An 18,721-nucleotide genomic window follows, 5' to 3' on the forward strand; every position below is an offset into this window, starting at 1 on the left:
CACAGTCGCAGCGATGCTCGGTCCCGCCGTCCGGTCCCTCCTTCGCCTGCGCCGCGCCACGCTGTGGGCGGGTCTGGCCGTGGGCGCCGGGACGCTGGCCGGGCTGATCGGCCCGGCCTGGGTCGGACGCCAGGAGGCGATCGACGAGGCGCGCGCCCGCGGCGCGCTGCTGGCGCAGGTGCTGGAGAGCGACGCGAGCCGCACGATCGAGACCGCCTCGCTGTCCCTGCACGCCATCGGCGACGGGCTGACGCGCACGGTGGCGGATCCGCACGAGGCGCAGCACCTCGAAGAACACTTCAGCCACGTGCTGGTCGGCATGCCCTTCATCCGCAGCGTGTCGCTGCTGGACACACGGGGGCGGGTGCTGATCAGCACGAACGCCGACGAGATTGGACTGGAGATCCCGCTGGACGATTTCGGCCGCCTGCCCGGGCCGGACCGCGACATGCTGATGCCGCTGAAGCCGGGACGCGGATTGGCGGACCTCGCGCGCGGACGAGGGGCGCGCGGCTCGCCGGTCGGCATGCTGCCGCTGCTGCTGCAACTGCCGCAGGCGCCGGACGAGCCCGCCGGCGGCGCATCCTCGCCCACGCCGCTGGGCATCTCGCCCGGCACCCGCGAGGAGGACCCGCGCTGGCTGCTGGCGCTGATCAATCCGGACGCGCTGACGCAGGTCCAGCAGCGCGCGCTGCCTAACGGCCGCAGCGCGGCGTGGCTGGCGTCGACCGACGGCCAACTGCTCGCCGCGATGGAGACGCTGCATCAGCTGCCCGGCCAGCGCCTGGACGGCCATCCGGCCTTCGACGGCCTGCGTCGCGGGCGCGAGCACGACACCTACATCGGCGCCGGCGCGCTGCCGGGCGAGGTCATCGTCGCGTACCGCGCGGCGCCGCGGCGGCCGCTGATGGTGGGCGTCGAGCAGTCGATCGAGGAGGTCCTGGCGCGCTGGCATGCGGGCCTGCGCTGGCTGCTGCTGATCGGCTCGCTGGCGCTGGCGCTGATCGCGCTGGCGACCATCACCGTGCGGCGCAGCCTGCAGGCGCGGGCGGAGGCGATGGAAGCGCTGGAAGGCGCGCACGAGCAGCTCGCCGACCGCGAGCGCGACATGCGCGTGCTGCTGAAGAGCGTGCAGGAGGTGATCTTCCGGACCAATCCGGGCGGAACGCTGACCTTCGTGAATGCACGCTGGACGACGCTGCACCGCGGCCGTCCGGACGAGGCCGTCGGACGCCGGCTGGCCGACATCGCCGAGCCGGCCGATCGCGACGCGGTGGCGAGCCTGTTCGGCGGCGACGAAGGCGTGCGCAGCGTCGAGGCGACGATCCGGAACGGGGAGGGCGCGCCGCGCCGCTACCAGATCGCGACGGTGCCGCTGCGCCGCGACGGCGAGCTGCTCGGCTACGCCGGCAGCGCGGTCGACATCACCGAGCGCGCCGCCGCCGAACGCCTGACGCGCCAGGCGCGCGACGCGGCGGAGGAAGCCTCGCGGACCAAGACGGAGTTCCTCGCCAACATCAGCCACGAGCTGCGCACGCCGCTGCAATCGATCCTCGGGTTCTCCGAGCTCGGCATCATGCGCAGCGGCGGGCAGGAGCGGCTGCAGGCGATGTTCTCGGACATCCACGGCTCCGGGCAGCGCATGCTGGCGCTGGTCAACGACCTGCTGGACGCGTCCAAGCTCGACGCCGTCGGCGCCCTGGAGCTGCGCGCGGAGGACCTGCGCGAGCCGGTCGACGCGGTGATGCGCGAACTCGCGCCGCTCACCGCCAAGCGCCACCTGACGCTGGCCGTCGACCTGCCCGCGCCGATGCCGGGCCGCGTGGACCCGCTGCGCTTCCAGCAGGCGGTGCGCAACGTGCTGGCCAACGCCATCAAGTTCGCGCCGCAGGGCGGCACCATCGAACTCCGCGGCGGCCGCACGCCCGAAGGGGCGCTGCACCTGTGCGTCGCCGACCGGGGCCCGGGCATCCCGTCCGACGAGCTCGAACGCATCTTCGATCCCTTCGTCCAGTCGAGCGCGACCAAGGACGGCTCAGGCGGTACCGGACTCGGCCTGCCGATCAGCCGGCGGATCGTCGAGATGCACGGCGGGCAGCTGTACGCTCAGAATCGCGACGGCGGTGGCGCAGAATTCCACCTGATCCTCCCCGCGCACGACACGCCGGCGGCGGGGAGCGAGGCCCAGGCTGCCGACTGAGCAGACTGACCGACCGACGGGCCGACGACATCGACGCCCGCACCAGGAGCACACCATGAAGTGGGAAGGCAATCGCGAGAGCGACAACGTCGAGGATCTGCGCGGATCGGGCGGCGGAGGAGGAGGCGGCGGCGGGTTCCCGATGCTAGGCGGCGGACGCGGGATCGGCATCGGCGGCATCGTGGTCGCGCTCCTCGCCTCATGGGCCTTCGGGATCAACCCGCTCACGGTCCTCAGCGCGCTCGACGGCAGCGCGGTCCAGACCGGACCCGGACCCGCCCAACGCCCCGTCGAGCACAGCCGCCCCCAGGACACCCCGGCGAAGTTCGTCAGCATCGTGCTCGCCGATACCGAGGACGTCTGGACGGCCCTCTTCAAGGCCGGCGGCAAGACCTACGAAGTGCCGACGCTCACCCTCTTCGAAGGCCAGTCACGCACGGCCTGCGGACTCGGACAGGCAGCCATGGGACCGTTCTACTGCCCCGGCGACAGCAAGGTCTACATCGACCTGAGCTTCTATCAAACCCTTCGCGACCGCCTCGGCGCCCCCGGCGACTTCGCCCAGGCCTACGTCATCGCCCATGAGGTGGGGCACCATGTGCAGCACCTGCTCGGCATCACCCAGAAGGTCGATGCCGCACGCCGCCGTCAAAGCGAACAAGCCGCGAACGCCACCAGCGTGCGCGTGGAACTCCAGGCCGATTGCTTCGCCGGCGTCTGGGCCCACCACTCACAACAATCGAAAGGCTGGCTCGAAGCCGGCGACATCGATGAAGCCCTGAACGCCGCCGCCAAGATCGGCGACGACACACTCCAACGCAGCGCCGGACGCGCCGTCGTGCCCGAAAGCTTCACCCACGGGACCAGCGAACAGCGGCAGCGCTGGTTCAAACGCGGGATGGCTCAAGGCGACTTGCGAGACTGCGATACGTTCTCGACGAAGCAGCTCTGAGAAGCTCTGAGACCGAGCACGACTCGCTTACTGCGACGCACCCGAACCGGCAGCGGGACGAGGCTTGGCCTCAGCCCTCGGATCTCCGACGCAGCCCTTCAACCACTGGCTCATCTCCCATTGCACCTGTCCCGCGGATTCGCGAGCCGTGTAGCCGTGCGCTTCGAAGGGCAGCAGCACGTAGCGAGCAGTTCCGCCCAGACCCGCCAGGGCCTGGTACAAGCGCTCGCTCTGCATGGGGAAGGTGCCCGAGTTGTTGTCAGCCTCGCCGTGAATCAGCAACAACGGATCCTTGATCTGGTTGGCAAAGAGGAAGGGCGACAGCTTGAGGTACACGTCCTTGGCGTCCCACAGCGACCGGCGCTCGCTCTGGAATCCGAAGGGCGTGAGCGTCCGGTTGTAGGCGCCGCTGCGCGCGATGCCGCATCGGAACAACTTCGTGTGCGCCATCAGGTTCACCGCCATGAACGCCCCGTAGCTGTGACCGCCGATCGCCATCCGGCGCGGATCGACGACGCCCAGATCCTCCGCCTTGTCCACGATGGCCCGCGCATTCGCCGTGATCTGCTCGATGAAGCTGTCGTTCATGTTGCGCGAGTCGCCCACCACCGGCATCGTCGCGTCCATCAGCACCACATACCCGTCCATCAACAGGTTCAGCGGGCTGATGCCGGAGAAGCTCATGTACCGGCCCGGCGATCCGCTCAACTGACCGGCGATCGACGCGTCATTGAACTCCAGCGGATAGGCCCAGACCAGCGCAGGCCGCTTCTCGCCCTCACGCAGATCGGGCGGCAGGTACATCCAGAACGAGAGCTCGACGCCGTCGTTGCGCTTGAAGCTCACCAGCTCGCGCCGCACACCCTTCAGCTGCGGCGTCGGATCCTTGATCCGCGTCAGCGGCGTGACCTTGCCGTTCTCGCGCAGCACCAGGTTGGGCGGCTCGTGCTCGGTCTCGCGCTGCGTGAGCAGCCGACGATCCTCCAGCAGCGCCACGGGCTGTTCGTAGACGCCCTCGGCCGACTGGAACAGCCGCTGCACGCTGAGATCCTTCAGCGAGAGCTTGTCCAGGAACGGGCGGTCGCCCTTGGGACCGGCGCCCTGTCCCGACAACAGCAGGTCGCCGTTGAGCGTCTGCGCGACCTGGTGGCCGTTGGTCAGCGTGCGCATGAACGGATAACCGGGGTGCCGGTAGCGCTCGCGCACGGAGTGCTCGAACAGGGGCCGGCTCTGTTTGCCGTTGAGCGGCAGCAGGTAGGTGCGCGACCAGCCGCGGCTGCGGTCCTCTTCGGTCAGCAGGCCGTGGACGCCGTCGTCGAGGAAACGCAGCCGCGTGAAGCGGTAGGGCATGCGCTGGACCTCGGAGGGATCGCCCGTGTAGGGCGGATCCAGCCGCATGACGCGGTCGCGGAACGCGGCGCGGGTGGCCGGGTTGCCGCCGTCCAGCGCCTCGATCCAGTAGATCGCCGCATCCTTGGTCGGTGAGGGATAGAACACCCGCGGACCCGGCAGCGCGCCGTCGATGGCGACGCCCTGCTTGAGCGGCATCTTCGCCAGCTCGCGGATGACCTTGCCGTCGCGCTGGCGCACTTCGACCACGGTCGGGAAGTCGTCGAAGGTCAGGTTGTAGCTGAACGGTCGCACCAGCCGCTCGGTCAGCAGCGCCTGGCCGGTGCCGACGCTGGAGACGCTGGTGAACAGGCCCGGCGCGCCGATGTCGCGGCTCTGCCCGCTGGCGATGTCGATCAGCGTGAGCTGCGAGCGGGCGTAGTGTTCGAACAGATCCTCGTCGCGCGGGTTGCGCAGCAGGTCCGGGTAGGTGCGTTCGGGCGAGGCCTTGCCGTGCGTTTCCTGGATCGCCGGGCCGGTCTGCGCCCGGCTGGGCGCGGCGCCGCGGTCGTCGGGGATGGTCAGCACGACGGCCTCGCGGGCGTTCAGCCAGGCGATGTCATCGGCGTCGACGGCGTTGTTGAGCCGCACGTTGTAGATGCGCCAGAGCTGGCCGTTGGACGTCGAGCCGGCCCACAACTCGTCGGCGGTGTCGGTGCGACGGGAGAGCAGGAAGCGCTGCCCGTCCGGCGCCCAGAGGAAGTTGTGCCAGGTGCCGCCGGCGGGCAGTTCGACCTCGCGTTCGGCGGCTTCCGGCTCCAGCAGCGAGCGCAGGCGCACGCGCTGGACCGCGAGCAGGTTCTGCTGGCTGGCGTTGCGCGGATCGAAGCGCGCGCCGGCCAGGCGCAGCCCCGGTCGCGCCAGTTCCTCCAGCGGCGTGTAGCGGCGCTGCTCGACGAGCGCCAGCGCCTGCCGGTCCGGGGACGGGATCAGCCGCGGCAGCGCCGGGGCGTCGAGCAGGTCGCGGATCGCGGCGGACGGCTGCTTGTACGGCGCGGGCGCGGCGGCGGCCGGCCCGGCCATGCCGCAGAGCGTCGTGGCGAGCAGGGCGAGCGCCAGCCGTCGGACGGCGGAGGCGGCCGGGATCTGGACCTGGACCGGGACCGGAGCCGGGACCGTGAACGCGGCGGGGCCACCGACGGGCGGAAGGCGCAGGCCGACAGAGGGGACGCGGGAGGACATGGGGTCGAAGTATCGCTGCGCTAGGATTCGCGCCCATGATCGAGCCGCCCTATCCGCACGCGCAGGACCCCCGCGCACCGCACGACCCGGCCCCCCGGGCCCCCGCGGTGCTGCCGGCCGTCGGCGAGCGCCTGGGCGTCTGGCGCGTGGCGACGGTGCTGTTCGAGTGCGCCTCGGGCGTCTGGTATCGCGTGGAGCACGGCAAGGCCGCGGCGCAGACCGGCCTGGCGCTGGTCTACCGCCACGAGACGGACGCGCAGGCGGTGCTGATGCGCTTCGCGGAGGACTCGGAAGCGCTGACGCGCTTCCAGCACCCGGCCTACGGCGCGCCGCTCGACAGCGGGCTCAGCCCCGCCGGGCTGCCTTACCTGATCGTCCCGGCGATGGAAGGTGCGCCGCTGCTCCGCGTGGCGATGGCGCTGCCGCTGAAGCGGCGCATGCAGCTGCTGCTGGACCTGATCGAGATGCTGGACGCCGCCCATGCGCACGGGCTGGTGCTGCACGAGCTGGATCCCGGCACGCTGTGGCTGAGTCCCGCCCAGCAGTTGCACTGGCTGGGCCAGGGGCTCACGCCGCGCGACAGCCAGGCCCCCGCCGCGCTGGTGCGCGCTGCGGAGCCGCTGGCCAACGCGCGTCAACGCGCCGGCGGCCGCCCCGACGCGAACAGCGAGACCCACGCGCTGGGTCGTCTGCTGGGCATGCTGGTCAACGGGCGCCTGCCGCGTCGCGACGCGACCGAGGACGGTTTCGAAGAGGAACCCGAGCCGGGCGCGACGCCCGTGGCGTCGCTGCAGTCATGGCTGTCGCTGACGGCCGCGCAGCGCGAGAGCCTGGACCAGTTGCTGGACCGGGCCATGATGGATGGCCGCTCGTTCACCGATCGCCAGCTGCTGGCGCAGGCGGTGCGGGACTGGATCGCGGTCGAGCCCGCCCCGGCGCGCTCGACGTCGGGCAGCGGCGGCACGGCCTCGGCGCCGATGCCGTTGCTGCCGTCCCCGCCGCCGCTGGAGGCGGACGACGACCGCCCGAGCTCGCCCCGTGCGATCGGTGCCTCCTGGGCGGAACGGCTGGCCGGCATCGCGTTGGTGCTGGCCCTGGCGGCCATCGTCGCCTGGCTGGTGGTGCGCGGCGGCTGAGCGCACCGCGCGCGCCGACAGGGCACCGACCGCGCACCGATGCCACATCGGCAATGAGTCGCTGACCGACCTCGATGAACTAGCCCTCGCGCAGGAGTGAGGCAGCGCCCTTGGTCGACGCCCATTCGAATCGACAACTTCGCGCTTGCGATCGACTTGGAAGAGTCATGCATCGGTCGATGAAGGCGGATTGTCCGAGGCGGGGACGTCTGCCTACGATCGTTCTCCTGTCGCCGGGGTGGCGACTCGAGGAGGAAGCGCGTGAGTTTCGAAATCCGGCCGATGTCCGCTGCGGACTGGCGCAATTGCTGGCGGGACTCGGTGACCGATCCCGAGTGTTCGCCGTGGCTGCGCGGCGTGCTGGAGAGCTGCATCGACGGCAAGAACGCGCACTGGATCCGGCTGTCCGTGCGATGGGCCGTGGACAGGGGGACGGGCGACTACCTTGTGCGGCTGCCCTCGCTGATCGGACGTCAGATCGCGGACCAGTTCTGCGCCCGTGTGGGCGACCGGCTCTACGGCCTGTGCGGGCTGGGCATCGGCGAGGCGCAGGTGTTCTTCGCCGGCGGCTCGTCGCCGTCCTACGAGGCGATGGGCCGGGTCCACGGGGTGCTGTCGGAGGCGTTCGCGGTCCATGGCTCGCATGGTGAGGACATCGGTCGCGACCCCATCCGCATGCCGATCTTCATCCCCGGCGCGCTGGTGCCCGAGGTCCTCGCCGCCGAGACCCGCGGCCGTTGACGGCGTGACCTCCGCGACCCCGCGTCGCGGGGCTGCCGGGTGGTGGAAGGGGCGCCTATCATGGGCGCATCCATGGACGCCCTCCGCAGACACCTGCTCCGTCATGCCGCGCTCGGCGCGATGGCCGTCGGCATGACGGGCGCGATGGAGGCGGCGCAGGCGCTGCCATCGTCGGCCGGCGCGCCGGGCGGGGTCGGCGGACCCGGCGCGGGTCGACCCCGGTCGACGCAGGTGCTGATCGCCGGCACGACCTTCGCAAGGCTCTTCGAACCCGCGCCCGCCGGCGGCAAGCCCAGCGGCCTGGCCGTGGACGTGCTCGACGCGATCCTGATCCCCGCCGGCCTCCAGCCGCGCTACGAGTTCTATCCCTGGCTGCGCGCACAGTCGATGATCGAACACGGCCCGACGCAGATCCTCGTCGGTCCGTACCGGACGCCGGAACGCGAGAAGCTGATGCGTTTCTCGCGCCAGGCCTTCTACGAGGATGCGCTGGTGTTCTACGCGCGCCGCCGCGAGGAGGGGCTCTGGTGGGGCGACTTCCAGGCGCTGGTGCCGCTGCGGATCGGCGCGGTGCAGGGCTGGGTCTACGGCGACCGCTTCGAGCAGGCGCGTCGAGGCCTGAACGTGACCGCGGTGCGGGACCTGAACACGGCGCTGCGCATGCTGCAACTCGACCGGCTGGACCTGATCGCGGCCAATCAGCGCAACTCGGAACCGGTGATCCAGGAACTCGGGATGACGGACCAGGTGGCGCTGTGCGCGCCGCCGTTCGCGCAATTGCGCGGCCATTTCGCCTTCAGCCGCGATGCGGCGGGGGAGCCCTGGATGGCGCTGGTCGACGCCGGCATGCAGCGACTGCGCGCCAGCGGCGAACTGCAGCAGATGGCCGCCCGGCGCGGCGTCGCGCTGCCGGACTGACTGCCTTCAAGTCTTCAGGCCTTTCGGCCTTCAGCTCAGCTCAGCTCAGCTCAGCAGCAGGAGCGCCAGGCCGATCGCGGCCGGGATGGCCTGGATGAAGAGGATCTTGCGGCTGGCCGTGGCCGCGCCGTAGAGCCCCGCCACCAGCACGCAGGCCAGGAAGAAGACCTTGACCGGTCCGCCGGCGGCGCCCAGCACCAGACCCCAGATCAGGCCGGCGGCGAGGAAGCCGTTGTAGAGGCCCTGGTTGGCGGCGAGGACCTTGCTCGCCTCGGCGAATTCCTGGGTCAGTCCGAAGGCCTTGCGGCCCTTGGGCGTCGTCCAGAGGAACATCTCCAGGATGAGGATGTAGACGTGGATCAGGGCCACGAGGGCAATGACAACGTCGGCGACGTTGGCGGCAAGGGCTAGTGTTGTGTTCATGGTTCGCACTGTACGTCCCGCTATCATCCCCGGCCCCTCCGCGCTTTCCTGTCCCGAACGTTCCATGTCCAAAGCCCTGCTCAACCCCGCCCAACTGGCGGCGGTGCATCACCTGTCGGGGCCTTGCCTGGTGATCGCGGGCGCGGGCTCGGGCAAGACCAGCGTGATCACGCAGAAGATCGCCAAGCTGATGTCCGAGGGCTACCGGCCGAAGAACATCGCGGCGATCACGTTCACGAACAAGGCCTCGCAGGAAATGCGGGAGCGCGCCAAGCACCTGGTGGGCAGCAAGGCGGGGTCGGAGCTGCTGGTGTCGACCTTCCACTCGCTGGGGGTGCGCATCCTGCGCCAGGACGGACGCCACCTCGGGCTGAAGGAACAGTTCTCCATCCTCGATTCGGACGACGTGCTGTCGGTGCTGCGCGATGCGGGCGGCACGACCGACGCGGCGACGGCCAAGTCCTGGCAGTGGACGATCTCGCTCTGGAAGAACCAGAACCTGAGTCCGCAGCAGGCGCTGGCCTACGCGAAGGACGACATGGAACGCGCCGCCGCCGTGGTGATGCAGCGTTACCAGGAGCGGCTGACCGCATACCAGGCGGTGGACTTCGACGACCTGATCGGCCTGCCGCTGAAGCTGCTGCAGACGAATGAAGAGGCGCGCGGCAAGTGGCAGGAGACGCTGCGCTACGTGCTGGTGGACGAGTACCAGGACACCAACGCGGTCCAGTACGAGCTGCTGAAGTGCCTGGTGGGCGATCGGGCGATGTTCACCGCCGTGGGCGACGACGACCAGTCCATCTACGGCTGGCGCGGCGCGACGATCGAGAACCTGAAGAAGCTGCCGGTGGATTTCCCGCAGCTGAAGATCATTCCGCTGGAGCAGAACTACCGCTCGACGAGCGCGATCCTGCGCGCGGCCAACAACGTGATCGGCGGCAATCCGAAGCTGTTCCCGAAGACGCTGTGGAGCGAGTTCGGCGAGGGCGATCCGATCTCGCTGATCGAGGCCGACGGCGAGGAGCACGAGGCCGAACGCGCCGTGGCGCGCATCCAGTCCATCCGGGCCAACGAGCCGACGACGAAGTTCTCCGACTTCGCGATCCTGTACCGCGCCAACCACCAGTCGCGGATCTTCGAGCAGGCGCTGCGCCGCGCCGAGATCCCGTACAAGGTCTCCGGCGGACAGAGCTTCTTCGACCGCACCGAGATCAAGGACCTCTGCGCCTGGCTGCGGCTGCTGGTGAACCAGGACGACGATCCGGCGTTCCTGCGCGCGGTGACGACGCCCAAGCGCGGCATCGGCCACCAGACGCTGGGCCACCTGAGCGAGTTCTCGGCGAAGTGGAAACTGTCGATGTTCGAGTCGCTGTTCGCGGAGTCGCTCAAGGCGACGCTGTCGAGCAAGGCGCTGCACGGGCTGCACGAGTTCGGCCGCTACGTGGTCGACCTCGAGTACCGCGCGCGCCACGCCGTCGGCGCCGAGGAGGGCAAGGCGCTGATCATGGAATGGCTCAAGGACATCGCCTACGAGCAGCACCTGATCGACCAGGAAGACAACGAGAAGGTCGCGCAGGCCCGCTGGGGCAACGTGCTCGACTTCGTGGACTGGGTGGCCAAGCGCTGCGGCGGCGAGATCTCGACCGACGGCGGCATCACCACCGAAAGCCCGCGCCAGACGCTGCTGGAAGTGGCGCAGACGATCAGCGTGATCCTGTCGCTGGCCGAGCGCCAGGAAGAGCAGGACCAGGTCGTGCTCACCACGCTCCACGCGTCCAAGGGCCTCGAATGGCCGCACGTGGTGCTGGCCGGCGTGAACGAAGGACTGCTGCCGTTCAAGGCGGAGAACGACGAGCTCACCCCCCAGCGCGTCGAGGAAGAGCGTCGTCTGATGTACGTCGGCATCACCCGAGCGCGGCGCACGCTGGCGGTGTCGACACTGCGGCGGCGCAAGAAGAACCGGGAGACAGTCGTCGGCGTGCCCAGCCGGTTCATCGCGGAGATGAAACTCGGCGAAGGCGGCGTCAAGGAAGACCCCCGGGAAAAACTCAAGCGGATGCGGGAACAGCTCGCCGCCAAGGCCGCAGACACCGCGGCGAAGCAGGCGCAGGCGGCGAAGGACGATCGCTGATTCCTGCGCCACGCCAGGCGCGGGCACTCCACGCAGCAGGGGGCGTCCCTCCGGGAACCCCCAGCAGCATTCCGGCCCCACCCACACTCGCTGACTGCGCGCCGTCGACGGATGTGGCAGTTGACTGGCAAGACCTGTCACTCGAACAGTCAGTGACGGTCGTGGGCGAACGATTCTTACTGGTTCGAGTCATTTCGCGGCGACGCACTGCTTTCTAGCATCCGGTCCCTCTGCGCCCGCCGAGGAGACCGACCATGGCCGATGCCCCGCTTTCCTGTTCCCCGTTCCGTGACACGCGCACCCCGGCCGAAGCCGAGGAGCGGCATCGCGCGATCGAGGCGTCCGTCGACGAACTGCGCAAGGCGCACTGGGACCAGTCCACCCTGCCGCTGAATCCCCACGATCTGGCCGACGGCGCCGGCGTCGAGGTCCGCGATCGCGGCGGACCCGCGGAGCCGATGTATCCCTATCGCGGCCGGCTCCTGTATCTGGACGACCGCCCGGTGATCGAGCTCAATCTGGCCGAGGAACCGATGCGACGACGCATCGTGCTGGCGCACGCGCTGGGCCACCACGTGCTCGGCCACGGTCCGGTGCCGCCGGAAACCGCCCCCAATCTCTCCAGCCACAGCCCGCATCGCATCGAGCAGGAAGCCCATCGCTTCGCGCTCGACCTGCTGATGCCGGCCTTCGCGATCTACCGGTTGATGAACCAGGGCGTGGTCAGCGCGCGGCGGCTGTCGGAGAAGTTCCTCGTGCCGGAGTCCGCCATGCATGAGCGCCTCCAGGCCCTGGATCGGCACTGGTCGCACCTGTGAGCAGGTCGATGGACCGGGAGCTGTGCCCACTTGTGAGCGGACTTGTGATCGGAAACCCCCCTGTAAGGTCTGCCAGAACACCCTGTTCCGGGGGGTAGGGGCCATCGGCAAACGGCAGAATGCGGGCGCATGACAGCCTCCGCCGCCAAGTCCGCTACCAGGCTCGCCGCCGCGCTCCCGCTGCTGACCTTGCTCAGTGCGGCCGCCGCCATCCTCGCCTTGTCCCAGCCGGCGCAACTGCCGCCGGCCCTGGCCTTCCTGTTCAAGCCGCTGACGACGGTGCTGATCCTGCTCTACGCCTGGCCGCGGGGCGCGGAACGCCCGCGCCTGTCGCGCTGGCTGCGCGCCGGGCTGCTGTGCTCGCTGGCAGGCGACGTCGCGCTGCTGTGGCCGGAGCAGGGCTTCCTGCCCGGCCTGGTGAGCTTCCTGGCCGCCCACGTCTGCTACATCGTCGGCTTCTGCACGCGCAAGAAGCTGGGCGCGGTGCGCTGGCCCTTCCTGATGTTCGGCGTGATCGCGGCGGCGGTGCTGGGACGGCTGTGGCCGCACATCCCGGGCGAGCTGCGGGCGCCGGTGGTCGTCTACGTCGTGTGCCTGTCGGCGATGGCCGCGCAGGCCTGGGCCTGGTGGCGCGGGAGCGTCGGGCAGCCGGATGAGCCGCTGGCGCGCTGGGCCGCGTGGGGCGGCACGCTGTTCGTGCTGTCGGACGCGATGCTGGCGATCAACAAGTTCGCCGGGCCGCTGGAGATGGCCAGCTTCTGGGTGCTCGCCAGCTACTGGCCGGCGCAGTGGTGCATCGCGAGCAGCCTGGAGCGGCGTCGCGCATGAACTTCGTCCTCCCCCGACGCCCCGCCGCCTTCGCCACGCTGGCGACCGGCCTCTTCAGCGCCGTGCTGGGCCTGTGGCTCATGCGGCATTACCCGGTCGAGCCGATCGCCGCCACCGCGCTGTGGGCCGCGATCGCGGTGGCCGGCTTCTTCGGCTGGCGCGTGCTGCCGCTGCTGGTGCCCGCGCTGGTGCCGGTGATCGGCTTCGCGCCGTGGACCGGCTGGATCACCTTCGAGGAACTGGACCTGCTGGTGCTGGCCATTGCCGCCGGCGGCTACACCGCGATCGCGCTGACCGCGCCGCCGCACAAGCCGGTGGCCTGGCGCTACCGCACGCTGCGCTGGCGCGCCGCGGTGCGGGTGCTGATGGCAGTGTTCGCGCTGTCGGCCTTCATCGCCATCTGGCGCGGCTTCGATCAGGCCGGCGGCGTGGACTTCGGGTTCTGGCAAGGCTTCCAGGAGCCGATGAACAGCCTGCGCGCGGGCAAGAGCTTCTTCCTGGTCCTGATGTTGCTGCCGCTGTGGCAGAAGGCGTCGGACCTGCGGCCGTCGTCGGTGCAGCGGCTGTCGCGCGCGGCCTGGGTGCTGGTGCTGATCACGACCTCGCTCGGCGCGCTGTGGGAGCGCTGGGTCTACACGGGCCTGCTCGATTTCTCGACCGACTACCGGACGACGTCGCTGTTCTGGGAGATGAACGTCGGCGGCGCGTCGCTGGACGGCGCGCTGGCGCTGAGCCTGCCGTTCGCGATGCTGTGGGCGATGCGCGAGCGCCGGCCGCTGCGCTTCGTGGCCGCGCTGGCGGTGCTGCTGCTGGCGTTCTATGCGTCGCTGACGACCTTCTCCCGCGGCGTCTATCTGGCGGTGCCCGCCGGCATGGCGCTGTGCGCGATCCTGTGGGCGGTGCAGCGCCGCGAGGCTCCCGAGACACCGCGGCAGGATCCGTCGGCGTCGGGATCCTTCCCGGGCGCGGGCAGCAAGGTGCCGCTGGGCGGCGCGATCGGTGTGATCGCGGGAACGGCCCTGGCGGCCTGGGTGCTCTTCGGCGCCGGCGGTTATCGCGCGTTGCTCGCGCTGGCCGGGAGCGTCGCGGTGCTGCTGGCGATGCCGGCCTCACGCGCGGCCTGGCCGCGCGGCCAGATGCGGGCGCTGCTGGTGCTGTCCATCGTGCCGGCGCTGATGCTGGCGCTGCTCGGCGGGCTGCTGATCGATCTCGTGCCCAAGGGCGCGTACCTGATCGACGGCGTCGTCGTGCTGATCGGACTGGGCCTGGCCTGGCTGTGGCGCGGCGGACTGACGCAGCCGTCGCAGGCCTTCGCGCTGGCGGCGGTGTGGATGGCCTCGCTGGCCGGCGCGGGCCTGGTCGCGACGCACTGGGGCGGCGGCCGGGACGCGATCGGCATCGCCGCCGTGCTGACGCTGCTCGCGGTCGCGTGGATCGCGACGCAATGGTCGCCCCGGGTCGGCGCGGGCCTGCGCACGGCGAGCTGGCGCGTGCGCGGCCTCGTCTGGACCGCCTGCCTGCTGGCCTGCGCGGTGGTCGCGGCGCTGGGCGGCGGCGCGTACATCGGTCAGCGGATGTCGACCGGACAGCAGGACTTCGAAGGCCGCCTGGAGCACTGGCGCGTCAGCCTGGGCCTGCTGAAGTCCATGGACGAATGGCTGCTGGGCAAGGGCAGCGGACGGTATCCGGCGAGCTTCGCCAACGGCGGTCCGTTCGATGAGCGCGTCGGCGACTACCGCCTGAACCCGCCGCGGTCGGAAGTGCCCGCCTCGGGCCTGCCGGGCGCGGAGCCCTTCCCGCATCCGACGGTCACCTTGACCAGCGGCCTGCACACGATGGGCAACGGCGAGATGTTCCGGCTCAGCCAGCGCGTGCCGGCGGTGTCCGGCGAGGTCGCGGCGACGGTGATGCTGCGCACGCAGTTCAAGACACAGCTGCGCGTCGAGGTGTGCGAGAAGTTCCTGCTCTACCCGATGCGCTGCGTGGACCGCGAGGCCGTCGTCGAGCCCAAGGGCGGCGCCTGGCAGCCGGTGCAGCTGAAGCTCGGTCAGGCGCCGGCCGACTTCGGCGGTCCTGCCTGGGCCCCGCGGCGGCTGGTCGCGTCTGTGACGCAGAACTGGCGCGGCGGCGTGATCGAGATCGCGTCGATTTCCATCGTGGACAGCGTGCACGGACCAGTGCTGCGCAACGGCGATTTCAACGACGGTCTGGCACGCTGGTTCTTCACCAGCGACCGCAACCACATGCCTTTCCACATGAAGAGTCTGCCGGCGCATGTGCTATTCGAGCAGGGCCTGTTCGGCCTCGCGCTCTGGACCAGCCTGCTGGTGACGGTGCTGGTGCGGCTGAGCTTCGGCGCTGGACGCCACCATCCGCTGTCGCCGGCGGTGGTGGGCGGGCTCGCGGGCTTCGTGATCGTGGGACTGTTCGACAGCCTGATCGATGCGCCGCGGATCGCTTTCCTGTTCTACGCGCTGATGGCGCTCGGCCTGGGGCTGCGTGCGTCGTCGCGCAAGTCGCATCGGCCGGGTGACCCGGACTCGCGACTGGAGCTGGAGACTTTGCAACCAGAGCTGGAGTCGGCCTTCGAAGCTGCTCCCGAAGTCCGCCGCGCGATGGCCGCCGCGGGCGTCAAGCTGAAGGGGCCGCCGCGCTGAGGCAGCGGTCTTGTTGACTGCCGAGGCCGCTGGCCCTCACCCCCGCCCTCTCCCGCAAGCGGGAGAGGGAGTGAGAATGCACCGAGCCATTCGGAGCAGGAGGAAGAGCGGACCGGAGGAGCAGGAGGAGCAGGAGGAAGAGCGGACCGGAGGAGCAGGAGGAGCAGGAGGAAGAGCGGACCGGAGGAGCAGGAGGAGCAGGAGGAAGAGCGGGCCATTCGGAGCAGGACCGCTGGGGTGGCCCCCTCTCCCGCACTGCGGGAGAGGGCGGGGGTGAGGGCCAGCGGCGGTGGAAGTACGGAAGCCTTCCCCCGATCCGCTCGACGTCACATCCCCTTGAACAGGTGCGTGTAGCTCCGGCTCACTTCGAGCTTTTCATCCAGACCACGGACGCCCACAAGCTGGCGACCGCGGAAGTCGCGGCTGATGCCGTTGATGGCCTTGACGTTGACCAGCGTCGAGCGGTGGATCTGCCAGAACAGCTTCGGATCCAGCTCGTCGACCAGTTCCTTGATCGGCTTGCGGATCAGCGCCTCGACGGTGGTCGTCTGGACGCGGGTGTACTTCTCATCGCTGATGAAGAACAGCACGTCCTCGACCGGGATCATCTGGATGGTCTGTCCGACCGAGGCCTGGATCCACTGCAGATACTGCGGCGTTCCGCTGGTGTTGTTCACCCGCGCCGACAGCGAGTGCAGCAGCTGCTGCAACGTTCCGGCGCTCGGGCCTTCCGGCTCGACCTCGCCGCTGCGCAGCGCCAGACGCTTCTTGATGCGTTCAACCGTGACCATCAGCCGCTCGCGCTCGGCCGGCTTCAGCACGTAGTCGCAGACGCCCTGCTCGAAAGCCTCGACCGCGTACTGGTCGTAGGCGGTGATGAAGACGATCTCGGGCAGCGCCCAGTCGTCGTCGTCGGGCAGCTGCGCGATCTGCTTGGCGGCCTCGACGCCGGTCAGGCCCGGCATGCGGATGTCGAGGAAGACCAGATCCGGCCGGTGCTCCTTGACCAGCTCGACCGCTTCCAGGCCGTTCTTGGCCTCGGCCACGATCTGCAGCTCGGGCCAGACTTCGGCGATGCGGCTGCGCAGCTGCTCGCGCATCAGGCGTTCGTCGTCCGCGAGGATGGCGCGCGGGCCTTGGGGGGTGTCGCTGGTGTCGCTCATGGGAGGCGATGTTAGGGCAGGTGAAGACCGGTTCAGGTCGGGGTCAGGCCTTGATCAGGCGTCGATCAGGCGTCGATCAGGCGTGGAGTGACGGCTCGGCCGGCGAGGACCCCAGGGCCGGCGCCGAAGGCGCGGCGGCGGACTGCGCCCGCGGCGCCTTGCGCGGCTTGTCGCGCACCAGCAGCCAGACGACCAGGCCGATGACCAGCAGCGGCGATCCGACCACCGCGCCGACGCTGGCCAGCGCGGCCAGGGCCACGAGCGCGACCGCGCCCAGGATCAGCAGCGGCAGGCCGAGGCCGAGCAGCAGCACCAGCGGCACGACCAGGCAGAGCACGACGAGGGCGACGATCAGGCCGATGCCGGCGCCGAAGGCGTCCGCCAGGCCCATGCCGCTGAGGATGACCTCTTCGCCGTCGACGGTGAGGTGCACGCCCGGGACGTCGCCGAGCAGGTGGACCATGCCCCAGCCGAGCAGCAGCGCGCCGCCGACGAGGATGACTCCGAGGACGAGGAAGGTCTTGAACAGCGTTTTCATGCGTGTGCTCCTTGCGTTCCTGGCGTGCCCGGTTCGGGCGCGTGGTGGGCGGACGTCCGGTAGGGGACGGTGATGATGACGACGGTGCCGGAGGGCTGGTTCTCGGCGACGGTGACGCTGGCGGCCTTGCCGTAGAGCAGGGAGAGGCGCTCGCGGATGTTGGCCAGGCCGACACCGGTGCCCGAGGTCGCGGCGCGGCCGAAGCCCAGGCCGGTGTCGGCGACGGTGACCTGCAGCTTGCCGTGGACGATCTCGGCCTTGAGCAGCAGGCTGCCGCCTTCGGCCTTGGGTTCGAGGCCGTGCTTGATGGCGTTCTCGACCAGGCTCTGGATCATCATGGGCGGGAACTCGGCCGACAGCAGGCCGTCGGGCACCTCGATGCGGGACACCAGACGCTCTTCCATGCGGACCTGCAGGATCTCGAGGTAGGGCCGGATGACGGCCATCTCGCGGCCCAGGTCGCGCACGCCGCCGTTGGCGTTGGCCTCGCGCATGGTCGGCATCGAGGCCCGCAGCAGCGCGATGAGGTTCTTCTGCATCTGCGAGGCGCGCGGCGGATCGGTCTCGATCAGGTGGTCGATGGAGGCCAGCGTGTTGAACAGGAAGTGCGGCTCGACCTGCGCCTGCATCGCGGCCATGCGGGCCTCGACGACCTGGCGGCGCAGCGATTCGGCCTCGGCCGTCTCGGTGGCCTTGGCGGCCTTCACCTCGGCCTGCAGCCGACCCTTGTAGCTCGCCTTCAGCAGCGCGGAGGCCAGCACCACCAGGATGGCGAGCTTGTCCAGGAAATCGCCCAGGTGCACGGTGCGGTAGCGGGTCTTGCGAGAGGTCTCGCGCTGGACCTGTTCGAGCTCGTCGCGCGCTTCCTCGGCGTCGGCCTTGGCCTGACGGGCTTCCTCGGCGGCTTCTTCGAGGGCGCGCCTGGCGTCGGCGGCGGCGGACTTCACCGCGTCGCGGATGGCTTCGCGCTGCTTCTCGTTGGGGATGCGGATGTCGACGGAGGGCAGGTTCGGATCGACCGCCCCTTCGGCATCGGCCGCAGAGGCGGCGCTGGCCGCGGCGGCGACCGGATGGCGCGGCACGATGCGCACACCGCGGCTGTCGATCTGGACCTCATAGCGCAGGCCTTCGCCCTCGACCGCGTCGGAGGCGCCGTGTCCGGCCTGGGAACCGGCGTCCTCCGCGTCGATCGGCTTCGTGGCCTTCTCGACCCGCTTCTGCGCCTCGGCCACCTTCTTCTCGGCCTCGGCGGCGCGCTGCTTCTCGCGGCGCTCGCGCTCGGCGTCGCGATCGCGGCGCAGGTCCTTGGGCGGATGGATGGTCTCGGTCGTCTCGACCGGCAACTGCCAGCTGAAGGAGAAGGGCGGGAGGGTCTGGAGGATGTTGGCGCCGATGACCAGCATCACCGCCAGCAGCGAGAAGCGCTTCCAGGTGATGGACACCAGCCAGCTGCCGTAGGCGTGGAAGAGCTGCTCGGCAGTCTTCATGATGCTCTGCCAGCGCTGGCGCGGGGTGGGGGAGGCGGGAGTCGGCGCGTTCATGGGAGGACCTGTCGTATGCCTCGCACTGTACGCAAGACCCCGGCGTCCCCGGGGCGGCGGGCGACGCGCCGTGCGGACGGCGGGATGGACTGCACCGATCGGCG

14 protein-coding genes are annotated in these 18,721 nt (G+C 70.2%); 9 read left to right on the forward strand and 5 right to left on the reverse strand.

Annotated elements, in window-relative coordinates:
• The first annotated feature begins 13 nt into the window (after positions 1–13).
• Positions 14–2,200: an ATP-binding protein gene (locus ACQZ13_RS02715; protein WP_431049751.1), complete on the forward strand. Its 2,187-nt coding sequence runs from the start codon at positions 14–16 to the stop codon at positions 2,198–2,200.
• A 55-nt stretch (positions 2,201–2,255) separates the two neighbouring features.
• Positions 2,256–3,152 carry a KPN_02809 family neutral zinc metallopeptidase gene (gene ypfJ / locus ACQZ13_RS02720; protein ID WP_431049752.1) on the forward strand — a complete coding sequence of 299 codons (897 nt, stop codon included), beginning with the start codon at positions 2,256–2,258 and terminating at the stop codon, positions 3,150–3,152.
• Between the two features lie 27 nt (positions 3,153–3,179).
• Here ypfJ and ACQZ13_RS02725 read toward each other — a convergent pair whose 3' ends face one another.
• A complete protein-coding gene (locus ACQZ13_RS02725; protein WP_431049753.1) occupies positions 3,180–5,723 on the reverse strand; it encodes an alpha/beta hydrolase family protein in 2,544 nt (847 codons plus the stop codon).
• A 35-nt stretch (positions 5,724–5,758) separates the two neighbouring features.
• On the opposite strand from ACQZ13_RS02725, the gene ACQZ13_RS02730 reads away from it, so the two are divergent.
• From ACQZ13_RS02730 to ACQZ13_RS02740, 3 genes are all read left to right on the forward strand, one after another.
• A complete protein-coding gene (locus ACQZ13_RS02730; protein ID WP_431049754.1) occupies positions 5,759–6,859 on the forward strand; it encodes a hypothetical protein in 1,101 nt (366 codons plus the stop codon).
• 261 nt (positions 6,860–7,120) lie between these two features.
• Complete coding sequence (locus tag ACQZ13_RS02735) at positions 7,121–7,600, forward strand: hypothetical protein (RefSeq protein ID WP_431049755.1); 480 nt, start codon at positions 7,121–7,123, stop codon at positions 7,598–7,600.
• A 72-nt stretch (positions 7,601–7,672) separates the two neighbouring features.
• A complete protein-coding gene (locus ACQZ13_RS02740) occupies positions 7,673–8,518 on the forward strand; it encodes a substrate-binding periplasmic protein (RefSeq protein WP_431049757.1) in 846 nt (281 codons plus the stop codon).
• A gap of 45 nt (positions 8,519–8,563) precedes the next feature.
• On the opposite strand, the gene ACQZ13_RS02745 is transcribed toward ACQZ13_RS02740, so the two are convergent.
• On the reverse strand, positions 8,564–8,941 hold the full coding sequence (locus tag ACQZ13_RS02745) for a DUF1304 domain-containing protein (RefSeq protein ID WP_431049758.1): 378 nt from the start codon (positions 8,939–8,941) through the stop codon (positions 8,564–8,566).
• A gap of 64 nt (positions 8,942–9,005) precedes the next feature.
• Here ACQZ13_RS02745 and ACQZ13_RS02750 point away from each other — a divergent pair, with 64 nt between their 5' ends.
• The 4 genes from ACQZ13_RS02750 (at position 9,006) to ACQZ13_RS02765 (ending at position 15,375) form a co-directional block, all read left to right on the forward strand.
• Entirely contained in the window at positions 9,006–11,072 is a 2,067-nt protein-coding gene (locus ACQZ13_RS02750) for an ATP-dependent helicase (protein ID WP_431049759.1), read from the forward strand.
• Between the two features lie 254 nt (positions 11,073–11,326).
• Positions 11,327–11,890, forward strand: coding sequence for an ImmA/IrrE family metallo-endopeptidase (locus tag ACQZ13_RS02755; RefSeq protein ID WP_431049760.1), 564 nt, complete (start codon positions 11,327–11,329; stop codon positions 11,888–11,890).
• 129 nt (positions 11,891–12,019) lie between these two features.
• Complete coding sequence (locus tag ACQZ13_RS02760; RefSeq protein ID WP_431049761.1) at positions 12,020–12,718, forward strand: lysoplasmalogenase; 699 nt, start codon at positions 12,020–12,022, stop codon at positions 12,716–12,718.
• Entirely contained in the window at positions 12,715–15,375 is a 2,661-nt protein-coding gene (locus tag ACQZ13_RS02765; RefSeq protein WP_431049763.1) for a hypothetical protein, read from the forward strand. Before ACQZ13_RS02760 ends, ACQZ13_RS02765 begins: the two co-directional genes overlap by 4 nt.
• Positions 15,376–15,701: 326 nt before the next feature.
• Here the strand turns inward: ACQZ13_RS02765 and ACQZ13_RS02770 are convergent, their stop codons facing one another.
• The 3 genes from ACQZ13_RS02770 to ACQZ13_RS02780 form a co-directional block, all read right to left on the reverse strand.
• Positions 15,702–16,538 carry a LytR/AlgR family response regulator transcription factor gene (locus tag ACQZ13_RS02770; RefSeq protein ID WP_431049766.1) on the reverse strand — a complete coding sequence of 279 codons (837 nt, stop codon included), beginning with the start codon at positions 16,536–16,538 and terminating at the stop codon, positions 15,702–15,704.
• A 76-nt stretch (positions 16,539–16,614) separates the two neighbouring features.
• The gene (locus ACQZ13_RS02775; protein WP_431049768.1) at positions 16,615–17,076 is read right to left on the reverse strand and encodes a hypothetical protein; all 462 of its coding nucleotides are present in this window, start codon (positions 17,074–17,076) and stop codon (positions 16,615–16,617) included.
• The gene (locus tag ACQZ13_RS02780) at positions 17,073–18,617 is read right to left on the reverse strand and encodes a sensor histidine kinase (RefSeq protein WP_431049769.1); all 1,545 of its coding nucleotides are present in this window, start codon (positions 18,615–18,617) and stop codon (positions 17,073–17,075) included. The genes ACQZ13_RS02775 and ACQZ13_RS02780 overlap by 4 nt, the downstream gene beginning before the upstream one ends.
• Between the last annotated feature and the right edge of the window lie 104 nt (positions 18,618–18,721).

The organism is Roseateles sp. L2-2 (assembly GCF_050613215.1).
Classification (GTDB): domain Bacteria; phylum Pseudomonadota; class Gammaproteobacteria; order Burkholderiales; family Burkholderiaceae_C; genus Roseateles; species Roseateles noduli.